The 16,968-nt window shown below is 53.7% G+C and carries 21 protein-coding genes; 9 read left to right on the plus strand and 12 right to left on the minus strand.

Annotated features, from left to right (window positions below):
• The 7 genes from AC2FNE_RS22595 to AC2FNE_RS22625 form a co-directional block, all read left to right on the plus strand.
• The coding region (locus AC2FNE_RS22595) for a glycosyltransferase family protein (protein WP_496806355.1) at nt 1-702 on the plus strand (702 nt) is incomplete at its 5' end.
• Nucleotides 699-1,946, plus strand: a complete 1,248-nt coding sequence (locus tag AC2FNE_RS22600; RefSeq protein ID WP_170473953.1) for a glycosyltransferase family 4 protein — start codon at nt 699-701, stop codon at nt 1,944-1,946. The genes AC2FNE_RS22595 and AC2FNE_RS22600, both read left to right, overlap by 4 nt.
• On the plus strand, nt 1,946-3,022 hold the full coding sequence (locus AC2FNE_RS22605) for a glycosyltransferase family 4 protein (protein WP_170604533.1): 1,077 nt from the start codon (nt 1,946-1,948) through the stop codon (nt 3,020-3,022). Before AC2FNE_RS22600 ends, AC2FNE_RS22605 begins: the two co-directional genes overlap by 1 nt.
• Nucleotides 3,019-3,603 (plus strand): histidine phosphatase family protein, encoded by a 585-nt coding sequence (locus AC2FNE_RS22610; RefSeq protein ID WP_170473959.1) that lies wholly within the window; start codon nt 3,019-3,021, stop codon nt 3,601-3,603. Before AC2FNE_RS22605 ends, AC2FNE_RS22610 begins: the two co-directional genes overlap by 4 nt.
• On the plus strand, nt 3,600-4,742 hold the full coding sequence (locus AC2FNE_RS22615; RefSeq protein ID WP_170604532.1) for a glycosyltransferase family protein: 1,143 nt from the start codon (nt 3,600-3,602) through the stop codon (nt 4,740-4,742). The genes AC2FNE_RS22610 and AC2FNE_RS22615 overlap by 4 nt, the downstream gene beginning before the upstream one ends.
• Complete coding sequence (locus tag AC2FNE_RS22620) at nt 4,739-5,515, plus strand: polysaccharide deacetylase family protein (RefSeq protein WP_170604530.1); 777 nt, start codon at nt 4,739-4,741, stop codon at nt 5,513-5,515. Before AC2FNE_RS22615 ends, AC2FNE_RS22620 begins: the two co-directional genes overlap by 4 nt.
• Complete coding sequence (locus AC2FNE_RS22625) at nt 5,512-6,012, plus strand: class I SAM-dependent methyltransferase (RefSeq protein ID WP_170604528.1); 501 nt, start codon at nt 5,512-5,514, stop codon at nt 6,010-6,012. The genes AC2FNE_RS22620 and AC2FNE_RS22625 overlap by 4 nt, the downstream gene beginning before the upstream one ends.
• Here AC2FNE_RS22625 and AC2FNE_RS22630 read toward each other — a convergent pair.
• Nucleotides 5,989-7,131: an alpha-D-ribose 1-methylphosphonate 5-triphosphate diphosphatase gene (locus tag AC2FNE_RS22630; RefSeq protein WP_496806356.1), complete on the minus strand. Its 1,143-nt coding sequence runs from the start codon at nt 7,129-7,131 to the stop codon at nt 5,989-5,991. The genes AC2FNE_RS22625 and AC2FNE_RS22630 overlap by 24 nt on opposite strands.
• Nucleotides 7,132-7,183: 52 nt before the next feature.
• On the opposite strand from AC2FNE_RS22630, the gene AC2FNE_RS22635 reads away from it, so the two are divergent.
• Nucleotides 7,184-7,867, plus strand: coding sequence for a DUF1045 domain-containing protein (locus tag AC2FNE_RS22635; protein WP_496806357.1), 684 nt, complete (start codon nt 7,184-7,186; stop codon nt 7,865-7,867).
• Here AC2FNE_RS22635 and phnN read toward each other — a convergent pair.
• The 8 genes from phnN to phnG are packed head-to-tail and all read right to left on the minus strand — an operon-like array spanning nt 7,849 to nt 13,434.
• On the minus strand, nt 7,849-8,397 hold the full coding sequence (gene phnN / locus AC2FNE_RS22640; RefSeq protein WP_170473971.1) for a phosphonate metabolism protein/1,5-bisphosphokinase (PRPP-forming) PhnN: 549 nt from the start codon (nt 8,395-8,397) through the stop codon (nt 7,849-7,851). The two genes, AC2FNE_RS22635 and phnN, sit on opposite strands and share 19 nt — an antisense overlap.
• Entirely contained in the window at nt 8,394-9,077 is a 684-nt protein-coding gene (gene phnL / locus AC2FNE_RS22645) for a phosphonate C-P lyase system protein PhnL (protein WP_170604523.1), read from the minus strand. The genes phnN and phnL overlap by 4 nt, the downstream gene beginning before the upstream one ends.
• 11 nt (nt 9,078-9,088) lie before the next feature.
• Nucleotides 9,089-9,859: a phosphonate C-P lyase system protein PhnK gene (gene phnK, locus AC2FNE_RS22650; protein WP_170473976.1), complete on the minus strand. Its 771-nt coding sequence runs from the start codon at nt 9,857-9,859 to the stop codon at nt 9,089-9,091.
• Complete coding sequence (locus AC2FNE_RS22655; protein WP_170604521.1) at nt 9,856-10,716, minus strand: alpha-D-ribose 1-methylphosphonate 5-phosphate C-P-lyase PhnJ; 861 nt, start codon at nt 10,714-10,716, stop codon at nt 9,856-9,858. The genes phnK and AC2FNE_RS22655 overlap by 4 nt, the downstream gene beginning before the upstream one ends.
• Nucleotides 10,713-11,309, minus strand: coding sequence for an HAD family hydrolase (locus AC2FNE_RS22660; protein ID WP_496806358.1), 597 nt, complete (start codon nt 11,307-11,309; stop codon nt 10,713-10,715). The genes AC2FNE_RS22655 and AC2FNE_RS22660 overlap by 4 nt, the downstream gene beginning before the upstream one ends.
• Nucleotides 11,306-12,397 carry a carbon-phosphorus lyase complex subunit gene (locus AC2FNE_RS22665; protein ID WP_496806359.1) on the minus strand — a complete coding sequence of 364 codons (1,092 nt, stop codon included), beginning with the start codon at nt 12,395-12,397 and terminating at the stop codon, nt 11,306-11,308. The genes AC2FNE_RS22660 and AC2FNE_RS22665 overlap by 4 nt, the downstream gene beginning before the upstream one ends.
• A gap of 3 nt (nt 12,398-12,400) precedes the next feature.
• Nucleotides 12,401-12,976: a phosphonate C-P lyase system protein PhnH gene (gene phnH / locus AC2FNE_RS22670; protein ID WP_170604517.1), complete on the minus strand. Its 576-nt coding sequence runs from the start codon at nt 12,974-12,976 to the stop codon at nt 12,401-12,403.
• Nucleotides 12,973-13,434, minus strand: coding sequence for a phosphonate C-P lyase system protein PhnG (phnG, locus tag AC2FNE_RS22675; RefSeq protein WP_170604515.1), 462 nt, complete (start codon nt 13,432-13,434; stop codon nt 12,973-12,975). The genes phnH and phnG overlap by 4 nt, the downstream gene beginning before the upstream one ends.
• 103 nt (nt 13,435-13,537) lie before the next feature.
• Between phnG and phnF the strand changes: the two genes are divergently transcribed.
• Complete coding sequence (gene phnF / locus AC2FNE_RS22680; protein ID WP_170604513.1) at nt 13,538-14,248, plus strand: phosphonate metabolism transcriptional regulator PhnF; 711 nt, start codon at nt 13,538-13,540, stop codon at nt 14,246-14,248.
• A gap of 109 nt (nt 14,249-14,357) precedes the next feature.
• Here phnF and AC2FNE_RS22685 read toward each other — a convergent pair whose 3' ends face one another.
• The 3 genes from AC2FNE_RS22685 to AC2FNE_RS22695 all read right to left on the minus strand — a co-directional run.
• Nucleotides 14,358-14,972, minus strand: coding sequence for an LbetaH domain-containing protein (locus tag AC2FNE_RS22685; RefSeq protein WP_496806360.1), 615 nt, complete (start codon nt 14,970-14,972; stop codon nt 14,358-14,360).
• Nucleotides 14,973-15,051: 79 nt separating this feature from the next.
• A complete protein-coding gene (phnE, locus tag AC2FNE_RS22690; RefSeq protein ID WP_496806361.1) occupies nt 15,052-16,368 on the minus strand; it encodes a phosphonate ABC transporter, permease protein PhnE in 1,317 nt (438 codons plus the stop codon).
• Nucleotides 16,365-16,968 (minus strand): PhnE/PtxC family ABC transporter permease (locus AC2FNE_RS22695; RefSeq protein ID WP_496806362.1); only part of this gene is annotated, 604 nt, incomplete at its 5' end. The genes AC2FNE_RS22695 and phnE, both read right to left, overlap by 4 nt.

Here is a 16,968-nt window from a genome sequence, read left to right on the forward strand (position 1 = left end):
TATTACGACGAAATCTGGGTGTACGGGCTTCGCTCTGTCTACGATCCGACCATCGGCTTGCCGCTCAGCCCTGCTGCACAAGCCCGCATTCATTGGACAGGTTATCTGCGACGCGATTTGGGGCCAATCGGTGAAGCGCCCGAACAGCCCTATATATTAATTACGCCCGGCGGTGGTGGTGACGGAAAAGCGATGGTGAATCTAGTGCTCTCGGCTTACGAAAAAGACGAGAATCTTTCGCCGCGCGCAATACTGGTTTACGGCCCTTTCCTGTCAGGTGAGCTGCGCAACGAATTCGAGGCACGCGTTGCCGCATTGAATGGCCGCGTCACGGCGGTTGGATTTGAATCCCAGATCGAAACTCTGTTTGCTGGCGCGGCTGGTGTCGTCTGTATGGGTGGCTACAACACGTTCTGCGAGGTTCTGTCTTTTGACAAACGAGCCGTCATTGTTCCACGCACTACACCACGGCTGGAGCAATGGATTCGCGCCTCTCGGGCCGAGGATCTGGGACTTGTCCGGATGTTGGACGAAAAACGCGACGGGCTGACGCCAGAGGCCATGATCCGCGCTATTCGAGATTTGCCGAACCAACCGCTACCATCCGAGGCCATAGAAAGCGGATTGCTGGACGGGCTCGATTATGTAGCAAACCGTATCGACGTATTACTGGAACCGGACCAAGAGCGCGCGACGGGATGAACGCTAAAGGCCCCAATCTGGCGGTGCTGGTCAAAGGCTGGCCGCGCCTATCCGAGACCTTTATCGCTCAGGAACTTGTTGCGCTGCAGAATGCAGGCCACTCGTTCGATATTTGGTCTCTTCGCCATCCAACGGACACCAAACGCCATCCACTGCACGACAAGTTCCGGGGGCAGGTGCACTACCTGCCCGAGTATCTTTACGACGAACCAAATCGATTGGACGCTGCGCGGGGAATTGCGGTTCACCTTCCCGGATATGAAGCCGCCTACCGGATTTTTCGTAAGGATTTGCGTCGCGACCCAACCCACAATCGTATTCGTCGATTCGGGCAGGCTTGCGTATTGGCCGCCGAGTTACCCGCGGGAACACGGGCGCTTTACGCACATTTCCTGCACACGCCCTCTTCAGTTGCGCGGTACGCCGCCATTATGCGCGATCTACCTTGGAGTTTCTCGGCTCATGCCAAGGACATTTGGACATCTCCGGACTGGGAGAAGCGGGAAAAATTACAAGCGGTCACTTACGGAGCCACGTTTGGAGCGACCTGCACGGCTATCGGTGCCGACCACCTGAGAGGTCTGGCAGACGACCCCGACCGGGTGGATCTGATTTACCATGGTCTTGACCTAAGCCGTTTTCCGGAGCCGCCAGATAGAACCGAACGCGCGAACAATAGCCCTTTCCGTATGCTCTCGGTCGGTAGATTAGTCGAAAAAAAGGGGTTTGACAGGCTCTTGGACGCTTTCGCCCTTCTTCCTTCATCGCTGGATTGGTTTTGGACGCATATCGGTGGCGGCGCGCTGGATCGGGAACTGCGCTCTTATGCAAGCTCAAGAGGATTGTCGGATCGCATCACTTGGAAAGGTGCCTGTGATCAACCCGAGGTCGTCGCAGAAATGCGCCAGTCGGACCTATTCGTACTACCCAGTCGCATAGCAACGGATGGTGACCGCGACGGTCTGCCAAATGTTCTGATGGAGGCTGCTTCTCAGCGTCTACCAATCCTTTCGACTCCAGTCTCAGCCATTCCCGAATTCATTCAAAACGGCACGCATGGTATTCTGTCCCGGGACGAACCAACGGCTTTGGCGGACGCGATCATTGAAGTCGCAGAAAACCCCGAAAACGCCGCACACATGGCGGACGCTGCATACACACGTCTACTTGCCGAATTTCGAATGGCCCCCGGCATTGCCCGGTTGTCAAAACGGTTAAATGAAATGTGTGCGGGTCTCATCTGATGGCAAGGGTTGCTTTTTACGCGCCTATGAAATCTCCGAACAGTTCAAAACCGTCCGGAGATCGGGAAATGGCCCGAAACCTGATGGCGGCAATCAAAGCTCAAGGAGATCGGGTGGATTTAGCGTCGGAACTGCGAATCTACGACAAGTTAGGCAACCCAGCTACGCAAGCGGAACTGCTGGAACGGGCACAAATCGAGGCAAATCGCCTGATTCACGAGCTTCCGCGGGACACCGAGATTTGGGTAAACTACCACAACTACTACAAGGCCCCCGACCTATTGGGACCAAAAGTCTGCAAAGCTCGTGAGATCCCTTACGTTCAGCTTGAAAGTACCAGAGCGCTTAGTCGCCTAACAGGGCCATGGGCAAGTTTTGCCCGAGCAGCGCATGAAGCATGCGATGCGGCAGACCTGATTTTTTATCACACCGCAAATGACCTGATTGCGTTGGAACGTGAACGTTTCAAAAGTCAGGTGTTAGTTGAAATGCCGCCTTTTCTGCCAATCGACGAATTGCCCAATGCGTCCTTGAATGACGGTCCAATGCTGGCCGTGGGGATGATGCGAAGCGGGGACAAACTGGCTTCGTACCGAATTCTGGCAGAAACGCTGAATCTTTTGACCGGTGATTGGAAACTGAATATTGCTGGCGATGGGCCTGCCCGACACGACGTTCTATCGTTGATGGAGCCCTTTGGGAAAAAGGTTCAATTTTTGGGGCAATTGGACCGGATCCAATTGCAACGCGAATACGAAAGTGCGTCTATACTTGTCTGGCCGGGCGTGAATGAGGCCTATGGCATGGTCTATCTTGAAGCGCAGGCGGCAGGGCTGCCAGTTGCAGCGCAAGATCGACCCGGAGTACGCGATGTTCTTATGCCGTCCTCTTATCCTGGTATCGAAGACGGACCCCGGGGTCTTGCCGACCAAATCCAGAATTTTTTGGCCGATCTTTCCTTGCGCCGTTCTGAGGGCGCGCGTGCGCGTAAGTATGTTGCAGAACGTCACCTTTTGCCTAAAGCAACCAAGCGGTTTTGGACCGCAGTTCGACCATTATTGGAGGCACGATCATGAACCGTCTTGCACTGCTGCGTCACGGACATACGCAATGGAACCGCGCTGGCAAAATTCAGGGCCGCACCGACATCCCGCTGGATGCAGAGGCTCGTTCCGAGTTGTCCGGCTATAGCCTGCCAGCCCCTTGGAATAGCGCGGTGTTGTGGTCAAGTCCGCTAGAACGAGCCAAAGAAACTGCTCAATTGGTTGCGGGTCGCTCTCCGCGCATTTCAGATGCTCTTACCGAAATGGACTGGGGGCATTGGGAAGGTCAACGCGGTCAGGATTTGATCGCAGAACCAGACAGCACCTTTCGTCATATTGAGGACTGGGGCTGGGACTACCGCCCTCCGCAAGGCGAAAGCCCGGCCGAGCTGTGGGCGCGATTGAAACCTTGGCTTCAAATGCTGCAAGGTGAAAATTTGGCTGTCTGTCACATAGGTATAATGCGGGTCATTCTTGCGAAGGCATCCGGGTGGGAGTTTCAAGGTCCCGCACCTTTCAAAATCAAGAGAAACCGTTTGTACATAGTACATCTCGATACCATGCGGGCCGAGCCTGACCCGCTCCGTTTGCCAAGGCACGAGGTATCCGGATGAAAGTCATGATCGTCGTGACACATCTGTTGGGCACAGGGCACCTGAGCCGGGCGCTGACCTTGGGCCGGGCATTTTCACAAAAACAGCATCAAGTTTTTGTAGTCTCGGGTGGATTGCCAGCACCGCAGTTGGACACGACAGGATTAACATTGTTTGGGTTGCCGCCCCTCCGGTCAGACGGCACTCACTTCACGCGATTATTAGATCAGTACAGTGAGGTCGCTGACCTCAACTACATGGACGCCAGAACCGAAGCCTTGGAGAAAGCTTTAATTTCGTTTCAGCCAGACGTATTAATAACGGAACTTTTCCCATTTGGACGGCGAGCACTTACTGCCGAGTTTCTCAATGTTTTGTCAGCAGCTCGCGCTCTGACAAAACCACCAATCATTCTTGCATCGATCCGTGACATTCTGGCGCCACCTTCCAAGCCATCAAAGGCTGAGAGGACGGATGAAATTATAGGGCAGTTCTATGATGCCGTTCTGGTACATTCTGAACCTTCGATTACCCAGTTAAGCGTCAGTTGGCCGGTATCAGACTTACTGGCCCGACGGTTACGATATACAGGATTTGTTGCCCCAAATTCCCCTGAGCCTCACCCTGATGGCTTGGGGACCGGAGAGATTTTGGTCAGTGCTGGCGGAGGTTCGGTCGGACAGCCGATTTTTCACGCGGCGATCGAGGCTGCTCGGAAAATGCAGGGCCATCGCTGGCGACTTCTGGTTGGCGGTCAAGACGCTCTGGCCCGCATAGCACATCTGACGGAATTGGCGGAAGGCGCGCCAGTTACCATTGAATCGGTGCGGCCCGACTTTCGACAGATGCTGCCGTTGGCGGCCGCTTCGGTCAGCATGTGCGGTTACAACACCGCGATGGACTTGCTTCAAACCGGTGTTCCTGCCGTTTTGATCCCATTCGACGATGGTAACGAGGTCGAACAAACATTGCGCGCGCGCAGCCTGGCGCATCAATCTGGATTTGCTACGGTCGCCAACTCCGACCTGAATGCTCAAACCCTTGCCAAGGCCGTAAAAACGGTGCTGTCAAACAAAAGGCGAGCCAAAATGACTCATGGAGTCGATGGGGCAAATAAATCAGTCGAAATTTCAGAAGAAATTTGGAAAGCCAAACAATGAGCGTCGACTGGACTCCTTTGCGGAACGAACTGCGACATTGGCAAGCAGATGATTTAGAGTTTCCGCTTTGGTGGCGGGACGACGACGCAATTTCTGTTACGGATCAACTTAAAACTCTTACGGCAATCTCAGAGTCGCTTGAATTACCCGTTCACCTAGCGGTAATTCCTCAGGAAGCTAGAACTTCGCTGGTTGATTTTTGTGCCGACAGTCCCTTTCTGATCCCGGTTGTACACGGTTGGGCGCATCAAAATCATGCCCCTGACGTTGAAAAGAAATCCGAGTTTCGCTTGCATCGGCCAATGGCGGAAATGGTAGCTGAAATTAAAAATGGAAAAAACAAATTGGGGAATTTGTTTGGTGACCGTCTGTGCCCCATGTTTGTCCCACCTTGGAACCGAATTGCTGCAGAAACCGTTCAACAATTGCCTATTCTGGGCTTTCGATTCCTGTCGACTGCCACGCCACGCGAAACCAGATTTATTGCGCCCGGGCTTGAACAGATAAATACCCACATCGACCCGATTGATTGGCATGGAACTCGAAGTTTGATCGAACCGGACATCATTGTCGGCGACGTAGTGAGCCTGCTGCGCGATCGCCGCGAAGGGCTGGCAGACAACTCTGAACCCTTAGGTGTGCTGACGCATCACCTTGTCCACGATCAAGCTGTCTGGGCATTTACCCGGGAACTGATAGTTAGGCTTCTTGAAGGTCCCGCAACTGTCTGGGCCGATCTCGAAACACTGAATAACCAAGGAGACCATGGATGAGCCGATTGGATTCCATGCTGCGCCGCCTTACCGCTCAAAGGGATGGTCTGAACTGGGCCGCCAATCAAATTGCCGGCCGTGAGGGCGATGTTTTGGATATGGGGCTTGGAAATGGTCGCACGTATGATCATCTGAGAGAAATTCTGCCAGATCGGCGAATTTGGGTCATGGACCGCGCGCTGCAATGTCATCCGTCTTGTGTGCCTCCGGCCCAAGACTTTCTACAGGGCGAGGCAGAACCGATGCTGCAAAAGCTCGCCAGTATGGGTCGAAGAATTATTTTGGCACACTACGATTTCGGGCGAGGCATCAAGGCCGAAGACGTTGCCGAGGCCGCCCGCCTGAGTCCTTTGATTTCAAAGGTAATGCTGCCTGATGGTTTATTGATCTCAGGGCAGCCTTTGGTGGGTCTTGATCAGATTAAAGGCCCGAAAACAATCGCTCCGGACCGATATTTGTTCTATCGCGCTGGATCAGGCGACACGCTGCCCACGTGACCAGACAGCATTCAATGCTGGTACACCGGCGCGTATCCGAAACCGGATCAAATCGGCACGCAGCCCAGGTCTCAACTCTCCACGATCTTTCAATCCGGCGGCTTGCGCAGGTGCCTGCGTCACTGTTCTGATTCCGCGGGCTAAACCGCCCCAGATATCCCCCAGTTGTACCGCCGAAAGTAACAGTGAGGAAGGCACGTAATCCGAAGACATTATGTCCAAATAACCAAGTTCAGCGAGATCCTGCGCAGCAACGTTCCCGGAATGAGATCCACCGCGAATGATGTTCGGTGCACCCATCATGACCTTGATGCCATGATCATGGCAGGCCCGTGCCGCTTCAATGGTTGTCGGGAACTCGGCAAGACGAATACCGTGGCCTGCGGATACTTTGACCTGTTCCTCGGTCGTATCGTCATGACTGGCTAAAACGGCCCCAAAACGGCGCGCAGCTTTGACGGTTTCAATTTCATGCTGTTCGCCGTGCCGATCACGTAATGTTTTTAGGTGCGATACATGCTGGATGAATGTATCGTCATCCATCGCGTATTTGCCCTTCATGTAGGCTTCCAGCTTACCAATATCCCGAAACTGCCGCTGTCCCGGAGTATGGTCCATTATCGACACAAGACCAACGCGGTCATCTGGGCCAAATTCATCCAACTCATCAACTAGGGTTTCCGAGCACACTTCGGCGCGCAGATGCAGGAAATGGCTGATCTTCAACGCATCCGCCTCTCGCAGCTGCCACAGCTCCTGTGACAGGCCCCGCGCGTATTTCAGATACCTGCGGGCACCTGAAGGGATGGATCCAACCCGCATTGCATCGAAAACTGTCGTGATCCCTGTGCTCGCTAATTCCGAATCGTGGGCGATTATTGCTGCGGCATGCGGCCAATCGACTTGTGGCCGAGGTTGGATATGACGTTCCAGGTTATCCGTGTGCAGCTCTACCAAACCAGGACTGATGTAATCACCTTCGCAGTCTATTCCGCCCTTTGGTATCGCAGATCCGGTTGCGATGTCGGTTATGGTTTCACCAACGACTCGAACGCTGCCGGTAATGGTTTCGTCGGTCAATACAACCGACGCATTGGCAAGGATCAATTCTTCTGTCATCTGAACTTCACAATGTTTGAGCTAAGGAACGGCCACGCAATAGGAGGCCAATGTGACATTTACGCGATACGCTATCTATTTTTCGCCACCAACGGATGCTCCGTGGGCGCAGTTCGCGACCAGCTGGCTGGGTTGGGACATGGCGCGCGGCGTCGAAGTCACGCATCCGGTCGCAGAGGGCATCAATGTTTCTGCTGTCGCGGACGTTCCGCGAAAGTACGGTCTTCATGCGACGATGAAACCACCCTTCCACCTGCGCCAAGGGCAAACACTTTCGGAATTGCAAAGTGCGTGTGAGCTTCTGGCGAGCCACCTGACTCCGATCAGGCTGGACGGCCTCGAAGTTGCCCGCCTTGGTCGATTTGTTGCCTTGCGTCCGATCGGCGATTTGAGCGAACTGAACAATTTGGCTGCGGCATGCGTCCAAGAGCTTGACGAGTTTCGCCATCCACCTTCTGCCAGCGAACTGGATCGACGCCGCGCTGCCGGCTTGACCCCCAAACAGGATCAAAACCTGTTGAAGTGGGGATATCCTTACGTCTTGGACGAGTTTCGATTTCACATCACCCTTAGCGGCAAGCTGGACAAGTCGATACTGCAAATCGTAAAAACGACACTGGACCGCGATCTGGCACCGATGTTGCCAGTGCCATTTCAGATCAATGACCTGACATTGGTTGGTGAAGCAGAAGACGGGCGCTTTCATTTGATTCACCGTTACGCTCTCACCGACTGAAGGCGGTCCAAGATTTTGTCCACTGTTTCGACGAGGGTTCCTGAATTGTCGACGACAAAAACTTGTTTCAACCCCTGGGGTAATGGTGCTTTGGCCTGCCGCAGTCGCCGCTTTTGTTCTTCGTTGCTTTCCCGTCCTCGCCTCAAAAGCCGTTGCGCCAGTACTTCGGCATCCGCAGTCAATGAAATTACGATCAGATTGCCGAACGTTTGCTGTGCTTCTAACAATACCGAACGGGAAAGATTGACCAAAACAGCGTCACTGTTTTGCCGCTGCGCTTCGACGTCTTTGGGTATGCCATAGCTCAAGCCGTGGGCCACCCAATTCAAAGCGAATACACCGTCCAAAACCATTTGTGCGAATGCCTCGGGTGAAACCCGATCAAAGTCTTCGCCTTCCTCTCCTTCGGGCCGTGTAATTACTCGCCTTACACGCCGATATCCAAGGAAACGGGTCTCTAAAGCTTCAATTACGCTGTCCTTCCCCACCCCAGAGGGACCCACAATCGCGATTACAGGTGCCAGACTCATGCAACCATCTCCGGTGTGAATTCCGAGACATTGACCTCTCGGTCGCATACTGTTTCGCGGGCTTCAATGTCATGGAATATTCCAACAATGGCAGCTCCTCGTGCTTTTGCCTCTTTGATCAGTGTCAGAACTGTTTCGCGGTTCTTTACATCCAAGCTTGCCGTTGGTTCGTCCAACAACATCGCCGGGTAGTCGTGAGCAAATCCCCGAGCGATATTCACACGTTGCTGTTCACCACCTGAGAAGGTCGTCGGACTGAGCGGCCAAAGCCGATCAGGAATACTAAGCCGGGTTAGCAAACTCGCAGCCTTTTCAAGAGCCTTTTGCTTATCACTGCCTGTGGCAAGCAATGGTTCAGCCACAACCTCAAGTGTCGGCACCCTTGGAACAACGCGAAGGAATTGACTGACATAGCCCAGCGTTTCACGCCTTAACTTTAGAATTTCGCGCGGTTCAGCCTTTGCCACATCCAACCCGGCGACCAAGACCTGTCCCAACCCGGCCAGATAGTTTCCGTAGATCACCCGCATCAAAGTGGATTTGCCCGCGCCCGAGGCCCCGGTTAATGCAACACATTCACCCGACTCTACTTTCAGCGAAGTACGCTCCATTACCGGGATCGTTACACTGCCCTGATTATGCAGCGTAAAACTCTTACTTACGTTTTTGAGTTCAATCATTGTTGGCCACCTCAGACCTGCAAAACGCTCGAGACGAGTAACTGTGTGTAGGCATGCTGCGGATCGTCCAGTACCTGATCAGTCAGCCCGGCCTCGACCACGTGGCCATCCTTCATGACCATCAATCTGTCTGCCAGCAGTCGCACAACGGCCAGATCATGGGTGACGATGATGGCGCTCAGCCCCATCTCACGCACCAGTCCGCGCAACAGATCCAGCAGCCTCGCCTGAACCGAAACATCCAGCCCACCTGTTGGTTCGTCCATGAACACCAATCGGGGTCCGGTCACTAGGTTTCGCGCAATCTGCAATCGCTGTTGCATACCGCCAGAGAAAGAAGTTGGGCGATCATCTAAACGGGTTTCATCAATTTCGACCCGGCCCAACCAGTCAATTGCTTTGGTGCGGATATTACCGTAGTGGCGCTCGCCGACTGCCATAAGCCGCTCACCGATATTGCCTCCGGCGCTTACCGACATGCGCAACCCATCGCGCGCATGTTGATGCACAAATGCCCAGTCGGTCCGCCCCAGCATCCGGCGTTCAGGTTCGGACATGGTAACTGTGTCCATCGGGCCATCGGTTTTTGTATCAAAGACCACCTGTCCTGCATCAGGTTCCAGATGGCCAGCCAAGCAGTTCAGCAACGTCGACTTGCCCGAACCGCTCTCGCCTACAATGCCCATAACCTCGCCCGGGTAGAGGTCAAAACTCACTTCAGCGCATCCGATCCGGGTTCCATAACGCTTCTCGATGCCTTTCACCTGCAACAGGGGGGTCACGCCGCGTCCTCCTTAGCTAATCGGCCTGCGTGACCCGCCTCACGCCGGGACCGGCAATAATCTGTGTCCGAGCAGACAAACATGCGGTTGCCTGCATCATCTGTAATTACCTCGTCCAGATAACTGTTCTCCGCACCGCACAAATCACATGGATGATCAGCCTTGGTCGCTTCGAACGGATAGTCCTCAAAGTCTAGACTGACGGCTTTGGTATGCGGCGGCACAGCGTAGATTCGTTGTTCGCGCCCTGCACCAAACAGCTGTATCGCGTTCATTTCCAACTTGGGATTATCGAATTTTGGGATTGGCGATGGATCCATCACATACCGTTCCGACACCTTTACCGGGTAAGCGTAAGAGGTCGAAATAGCGCCGTGCTGGCTGATATCCTCATACAACTTCACATGCATCAGCCCGTATTCCTCTAGGCTGTGCATCTTGCGCGTCTCGGTCTCTCGGGGCTCTAGAAAACGCAAAGGTTCAGGGATCGGCACCTGGTAAACAAGAATCTGATCTTCTCGCAAAGCCGCTTCCGGAATTCGATGACGGGTTTGAATGATCGTTGCTTTTTCCGTCTCTTCGGTCGTTTCGACTCCGGCTGTTTTTTCAAAAAACTTGCGGATTGATACCGCATTCGTCGTGTCATCAGCGCCCTGATCAATAACCTTTAAAGTGTCATCCGGTGTGAGCGTCGCGGCCGAGACTTGCACGCCTCCTGTGCCCCAGCCATAGGGCATCGGCATCTCTCGACTGGCAAAAGGCACCTGATATCCCGGTACTGCCAACCCTTTGAGGATGGCGCGGCGTATCATACGCTTGGTCTGCTCGTCTAAGTATGCAAAATTGTACTCGCTCATAGGAAACCTCTTTCGATCAACGCGATCTCCAACGCCTTCGGTGTTGTGAAATGGATGCCATCCATGCCGACGGCACGAGCGCCTTCGACATTGTGCAACCCATCATCGATAAAGGTGCAGTCCTCAGGGGCAATTCCTGCCCTTTCGCAAAGCAGCTGGAAAATTCGCGCGTCTGGCTTCATGACGCCTTCTTGTCCGGAAACAATGACGGTACCGAACACCTCAGCCAATCGTGGATGAACCTTCAATCCCTCGGGCCAAGTCTCCGCTGACCAGTTGGTTATAGCATGAACTGGCGTTCCCACCTCTTTGAGCCGGCCCAAAAGGTCCCATGTTCCTTGTATCGGGTTTTCAACAGTTCGCGCGTATAGCGCGACGTATTCAGCGAACAGGTTACGGTCCCGCGGATCGTCTATTTCCTGTGCCAGATCGACAAAGCTTTCCCCGTTGTCTCCACGTGCATTGAGGACCTTGAAATCAGTCCTTTCAAGGAATGCGCGCGCAGCATCTTCTGAACCAAGGATCTCGGTCCATGCTAAATGCGGTTGCCAATCTATCAAAACACCGCCGATATCGAAGACGACTGCCCTCATTCTGCCGCCTCCTTCATTGTAACCCGTTCTTCAGCCTCTCGGCGCAGTTTGCGCACCAGTTCCAGTTCAGATTGAAAATCAACGTAATGCGGGAGTTTGATGTGCTCTAGAAAGCCGGTCGCCTGAATATTGTCCGCATGGCTAAGCACAAACTCCTCGTCCTGCGCAGGAGCGCCCATATTGTCCTCGCCTAGTTCTTTCCAACGCAAGGCGCGGTCCACCAGAGCCATTGCAATAGATTTTCTCTCTGATTGCCCGAATACCAGCCCATAGCCCCGCGTGAATTGGGGAGGTTCCGTTTTTGAGCCTTTGAACTGATTTACCGTCTCGCATTCAGTCAGTTCGATTTCCCCAATATCAATTGCAAATCCAAGTTCGGGAATGTCCATCTGGACCTCGACCTTGCCGATCCGCAACTCACCGACAAACGCATGGTTGCGTGCGTAACCGCGCTGGGTCGAATAGGCCATACCCAGCACAAACCCCTCATCCCCGCGCGTCAAGGATTGCAAACGAAGCGGACGGTTTGACGGAAACTCCATTGGCTCGCGTGTCAGGTCACCGGGTGTAGCATCGCTTGGCGGTTCGTCCTGAATGATACCTTCGCCCGTCAAAAACTCGGTAATATGCGGCGTTGGATTTGTTCTAGGTAAGGCCTCTGGCGCCGAAGCAACCTCGCCCTCAGCAGCCAGTTTGAAGTCCAACAATCGGTGCGTATAGTCGAATGTTGGGCCAAGAACCTGCCCACCTGGGGCGTCCTTGAATATTGCCGATATTCGTCGGTCACAAGCCATCTTACCGGTCTCTACCGGAACTGAGTATCCAAAGCGCGGCAGCGTCGTGCGATAGGCGCGGATCAGAAAGATCGCTTCTATCAAATCACCCCGAGCCTGCTTGATTGCTAATGCTGCGAGATCAGGGTCAAACAGTGATCCCTCGGCCATAACTCGATTGACGGCCAGGCTAAGTTGCTCGCGTATCTGTGCCAGACTCAGCTCAGCTACATCGATCGCCCCGCGCCTTTCTTCGGCCAACCAGGCATGGGCATTTTCGATGGCTTTCTCGCCACCTTTTACGGCAACATACATTGTCTAATCCCCCACCCCAATCTGTGTACTTCGCGGCAGCGCCGCGATCTTATCGTTGCTGGTAAAGAAAAAGTCGCATCCAAGTGGGTAAAGCCGAGCATTATCCTGCAGCACCCCGATGTCCGGCAGTGAAAGGTGGCTGGCTTGTTTGATGCCAGGTCCACGCAGAGCGCTTCCTTGCGGAAGCAATTCGTCGCATTCCACTATCAGTGTCGCCGATCGATCAGGGTATTCCGGAGTTCCAATCCGGTATGAACTTAAGGGCATCAACTCATCCCAAGTTCCCACCGCAAAATCCGCTTCTGCCGCTGAGGTGATCGGGGCGCCCGTATGAAAAACAAGCCAATTCCGAACTTCCGACGTGTTTATTCGGCCTGCTAAGTGAACTGATGTTTCCTGATCGCAAAGCGTCAGCAGCAAAGTGCCTGTGGCGACCGACAACGGCCCAGGAGGCAAGACCCCCTTCAACTCCCGAATTTCTCCCGGGCGCGCCATGACGGTCATGGCGGCGCGAAACGCATGGGCGGCGTCGACCGGCGCGTTTTGAAATCCGCCAGAAAATTGCGTGTGTTGGGTCATGTGTCTTCTCCACGCACCATCGTGAAAAACTCGACTTTGGTGGCAGCGGCCTTTGCTGCTCGGGCAGATTTAGTGTCATTCATTTGCCGCATTAACGGATCGATCACCCGATCTTTCACTTGATCCGCCGTTCCCGTTTGCATGAGCGCATCAACAAGCGCCGCTATTTCAGCTGCGGACTTGGATCGGCCCTGAACGTATCCATGACCAATCGGTCCGCTCTGCAGCGCCAGCGAACATCGAGTGACCGTCATTTCACCTAGGTTGAACGGCGCACCCGTGCCTCCTGTGCGCCCTTGGATCATAACACCGCCCACCTCGGGTCTGCGCAGCCACTCAAACTTTGGGCTTAGCGCAGCTTTTGTCCAAGCATCCTCTAACGCATCGTGGGGCACGCGGGCCAAAAGCCCCATCCACGTACGACGCGCCTCTGCTGAAATATCCGAATTTTCCGCCATCAAAGCCTCTTGGCCAGGTTGTCTGCCTATACTATACAACTAGACAAATAATACAGTTGCGCTTTCGTGCGCGCAATCCTCTACCGTGTGAATTTTTGGTGACATGAAAAAAACGCCGATTTGGAAAAGCATCGCCCTGAATCTGACCTCTGACATTGCAGAGGGCCGTTACGGAACCGGAGACCGCCTGCCGACCGAAGCGCAATTAGCAGCCAAGCACGGGGTCAATCGACACACCGTCAGACGCGCGCTTTTGGATTTGGCCGAACAGGGATTGGTCCACCCTCGACGAGGTGCGGGAGTTTTTGTCGCCGCGCGACCCACGGACTACCCCATCGGAAAGCGCGTCCGGTATCACAAAAGTATTTCCGCTAGCGGCAAAATTCCCGGGAAAAAGATCCTTGCACTGACTACTCGAGCTGCTGACGAAACTGAAGCTGATGCACTGAATCTTACCGCTGGGGACGCGGTGCATGTATACGATGGGTTGTCCTTAGCCGATGGTCAACCAATCGCTATGTTTCAAAGCCTTTTTCCGGCAGAGCGCCTGCCCGGCATTCTGGATGCCCTAACACAGACGGGTTCAGTCACGCGCGCACTACAGCTCTGCGGAGTGGACGACTACACTCGAGTGTCGACGCGATTGACAGCCAGAGCAGCCAGCGCAACGCAAGGGTTACACCTGAAGTTATCCGAAGGCGCCCCGGTTCTTCATTCACTAGGCATCAACGCGGATTCCAGCGGACAACCAGTAGAGTTCGGCAAGACCGTTTTTGCTGGCGAGCGCGTGACGTTAACGCTGAGCGAGGAATGAAGACAGGCAACGGCTGAGCACTTCGATCATCATTGAGAAGGTAAAGCTAGGACTGAACCACAGGCTCGATTTAGACGAAAGCGCTAGTCTGATGATGTGTTTTGGGGCTTCATTCATACTTTTCCAGAAATGCTTCGGCTTTCAGAGTTCGGAAATCCGATAAAGCTTCTCTAAGGCGGTCATGACTCCAATCCCACCAAGCCAACGCTGTCATACGCTCGGAAATATCCATTGAAAAACGCCGACGTATAGGTTCGGCCGTGACGCCTGCAACGATTGTATATGGTGCTACGTCCTTGGTGACTATTGCTCCGGATGCGACAACTGCCCCGTGACCGATAGTGACTTCGGGCTTGATTATCGCAGCATGTCCGATCCAGGTGTCGTGCCCAATTTCGGTCCTTCGGCTCGCGCGGTATTCAAACCACTCCGCATCATCTTCAGCATCGTCCCAATAGCTGGCCGACCGATAATGAAAGTGGTGCAACGAGGCCTTGTCCATGGGATGATCAGTTGCACCTATTCGCGTGAAGCTGGCGATATTCGAGAACTTGCCGATCCTCGCATTCGCGATATCACAAGTTCGGTCACAGTACGAATAATCCCCGAACTCCGAATTTGCGACCCGTGTCCCGGCTCCGATTTCTACAAAAGCCCCAAAACTACTGTTGGAAATCTGGCAATCGGAATGGAGGAAAGGTTTGTCGGAACGGAGGCGTGTCATTGTCTGTTTTTCAATTCTGATATCTGAACGCGAGCTAGCTGTCGCCAGCCGCGTTTTCGTTTTTGCGGTTAATGCTTTGTTACGTCTTACCTTGGATCAGGCGTTTACGCAGCCAGCCCGAAAACCAGTCCATCAACATCACCATCAGGATAATAAGCATTATGTAGTATGCTACTTCCTCCCAATCTTTTTGCGTGATGATTGCCTGCGTCAACAGCAAGCCAATGCCGCCGCCCGTAATTGCACCAATTACCGTGGCACTGCGGGTATTGGATTCCAGAAAATAAAGTAGCTGACTGAGTAGAACCGGAGTTACCTGAGGGATCACGCCGAACCTGTACCGCTGGGGCGCATTTGCCCCTGTGGATTGCACACCTTCAATCTGTTTTTGATCAACGTTCTCCAACGCTTCCGAAAAGATTTTTCCGAAGGTTCCAGTGTCCGTAATCAATATTGCCAACGCGCCGGTCAGCGGTCCCGGACCAAAAGCGCGGGCCAGTACTACTGTCCAGATCAAGGCATCCACCCCACGCACGAAATCAAAAACCCGGCGCGTAAAAAAACGTACTGATTTTAGCGGGTTAAAGTTACGCGTTGCCAGAAAGGCCAACGGAAGCGCGACCATCGCCGCACCAAATGTGCCCAGAAAGGCCATGAGAATTGTTTCGAAAATTGCCCAGGCGACGTCCTGATGCCGCCACATCTTGTTTGTCCAGAAATCGCTAAATATCTCGCTTGCTTCACCAGATACGGCCCGCTCGGCAAGCTCGGTAAAGGATTGACCATAATAAGGACTGTCCAGCGTGAACCAGAACAGCTCCCATCCGGTGAAATAACGAAAAACTTCGGACCTGTTTCGTGTTACAGTTAATCGCCCGGCATCTGTTGTTACGGCCAAACGGTTTTTGGACAAATTTATCCACTCTGGAATTTCTCCGTCAGGCAGTTCGGCTTGTACCCCTGCTGTCCGCGTCGGCGTTGCACGAACCGTTCCATAGCCTGGAATGTCATACTCGACGGTCTCCGGGCCGAAACGTACGACGTGGCCGTCCTCAAGATCGATCACAGTCGTTTCGCCCAATGTCACCCAATCAGGTGTCATTCCTTCTGGATAGGTGCCCTTGCGTTCGCCCTCGATCGCTATCGCGATCTCGGCGTTGCGGTTATCCCTTTCAACGTGCGTTTTGTAGCTGTAGCTGTCAGAAACCAGAGTTTTACCGTTTTCCCAATCAGCGCGTGAGGTAAGGCCAGGCACATCGAACGCAAAGAACACATATGTCAGGTAAGCAAGCAACAGTGCAGGAAGCCCGAAATTTGTCAGGCGCTTGCGATTGAATAATCGGCTCGCTTCGGTCTTCAGGTCATCGACGCTCAGATCGGTTGCAAAAGTGCTCATGCCCGTGCCCCTTTATTGGAACCATGAGTCAGTCGTTCCCGCAGCAAACCCGAGAGTTGATCTACGACTACGATAGTCACGAATAGCAAAATGAAGATTGCCGCAGCTTCGTCATAGCGACCCTGCCCCCAGGACATCGCGTTGCGCAGTTCATAACCAAGTCCACCTGCACCCACGAATCCAAGAATGGCCGAAGCTCGAATGTTGATCTCAAACCGCAGCAGAGCATAACTCACGTAGTTCGGACCCACCTGAGGAATCACGCCCAAATACATCCGCTGAGACCAATTGGCTCCGACGGAATGCAACCCTTCGACCGGCTTAAGTGACGCGTTTTCGTTTACTTCGGAAAACAATTTTCCCAATGCACCCGCAGTGTGTATGGCAATTGCAATCATTGCCGGAACAGGACCCCCACCAAGAACAAAGATCAAAACCAAGGCGATAACGATCTCGGGTATTGCGCGGCAGATGTCGGAGATACGTCTGAAAAGCGGGATCTGAGATGGCCAAAGCGCCATTCCACGCGTTGACATCAGCGCCAGAAATGTACCTGCGATGGTTCCAATCAAAGTTGAGGCTGCGGCAATGTTGATGGTC

This window comes from Ruegeria sp. YKSD179 (assembly GCF_059612885.1).

Excerpts from the sequence above, each read along its gene's own strand:
- AC2FNE_RS22600 (WP_170473953.1), top strand. The coding sequence starts at position 699 with ATGAACGCTAAAGGCCCCAATCTGGCGGTGCTGGTCAAAGGCTGGCCG.
- AC2FNE_RS22605 (WP_170604533.1), top strand. The coding sequence starts at position 1,946 with ATGGCAAGGGTTGCTTTTTACGCGCCTATGAAATCTCCGAACAGTTCA.
- AC2FNE_RS22610 (WP_170473959.1), top strand. The coding sequence starts at position 3,019 with ATGAACCGTCTTGCACTGCTGCGTCACGGACATACGCAATGGAACCGC.
- AC2FNE_RS22615 (WP_170604532.1), top strand. The coding sequence starts at position 3,600 with ATGAAAGTCATGATCGTCGTGACACATCTGTTGGGCACAGGGCACCTG.
- AC2FNE_RS22620 (WP_170604530.1), top strand. The coding sequence starts at position 4,739 with ATGAGCGTCGACTGGACTCCTTTGCGGAACGAACTGCGACATTGGCAA.
- AC2FNE_RS22625 (WP_170604528.1), top strand. The coding sequence starts at position 5,512 with ATGAGCCGATTGGATTCCATGCTGCGCCGCCTTACCGCTCAAAGGGAT.
- AC2FNE_RS22630 (WP_496806356.1), bottom strand. The coding sequence starts at position 7,131 with ATGACAGAAGAATTGATCCTTGCCAATGCGTCGGTTGTATTGACCGAC.
- phnN (WP_170473971.1), bottom strand. The coding sequence starts at position 8,397 with ATGAGTCTGGCACCTGTAATCGCGATTGTGGGTCCCTCTGGGGTGGGG.
- phnL (WP_170604523.1), bottom strand. The coding sequence starts at position 9,077 with ATGATTGAACTCAAAAACGTAAGTAAGAGTTTTACGCTGCATAATCAG.
- AC2FNE_RS22655 (WP_170604521.1), bottom strand. The coding sequence starts at position 10,716 with ATGAGCGAGTACAATTTTGCATACTTAGACGAGCAGACCAAGCGTATG.
- AC2FNE_RS22660 (WP_496806358.1), bottom strand. The coding sequence starts at position 11,309 with ATGAGGGCAGTCGTCTTCGATATCGGCGGTGTTTTGATAGATTGGCAA.
- AC2FNE_RS22665 (WP_496806359.1), bottom strand. The coding sequence starts at position 12,397 with ATGTATGTTGCCGTAAAAGGTGGCGAGAAAGCCATCGAAAATGCCCAT.
- phnH (WP_170604517.1), bottom strand. The coding sequence starts at position 12,976 with ATGACCCAACACACGCAATTTTCTGGCGGATTTCAAAACGCGCCGGTC.
- phnG (WP_170604515.1), bottom strand. The coding sequence starts at position 13,434 with ATGGCGGAAAATTCGGATATTTCAGCAGAGGCGCGTCGTACGTGGATG.
- phnF (WP_170604513.1), top strand. The coding sequence starts at position 13,538 with ATGAAAAAAACGCCGATTTGGAAAAGCATCGCCCTGAATCTGACCTCT.
- AC2FNE_RS22685 (WP_496806360.1), bottom strand. The coding sequence starts at position 14,972 with ATGACACGCCTCCGTTCCGACAAACCTTTCCTCCATTCCGATTGCCAG.
- phnE (WP_496806361.1), bottom strand. The coding sequence starts at position 16,368 with ATGAGCACTTTTGCAACCGATCTGAGCGTCGATGACCTGAAGACCGAA.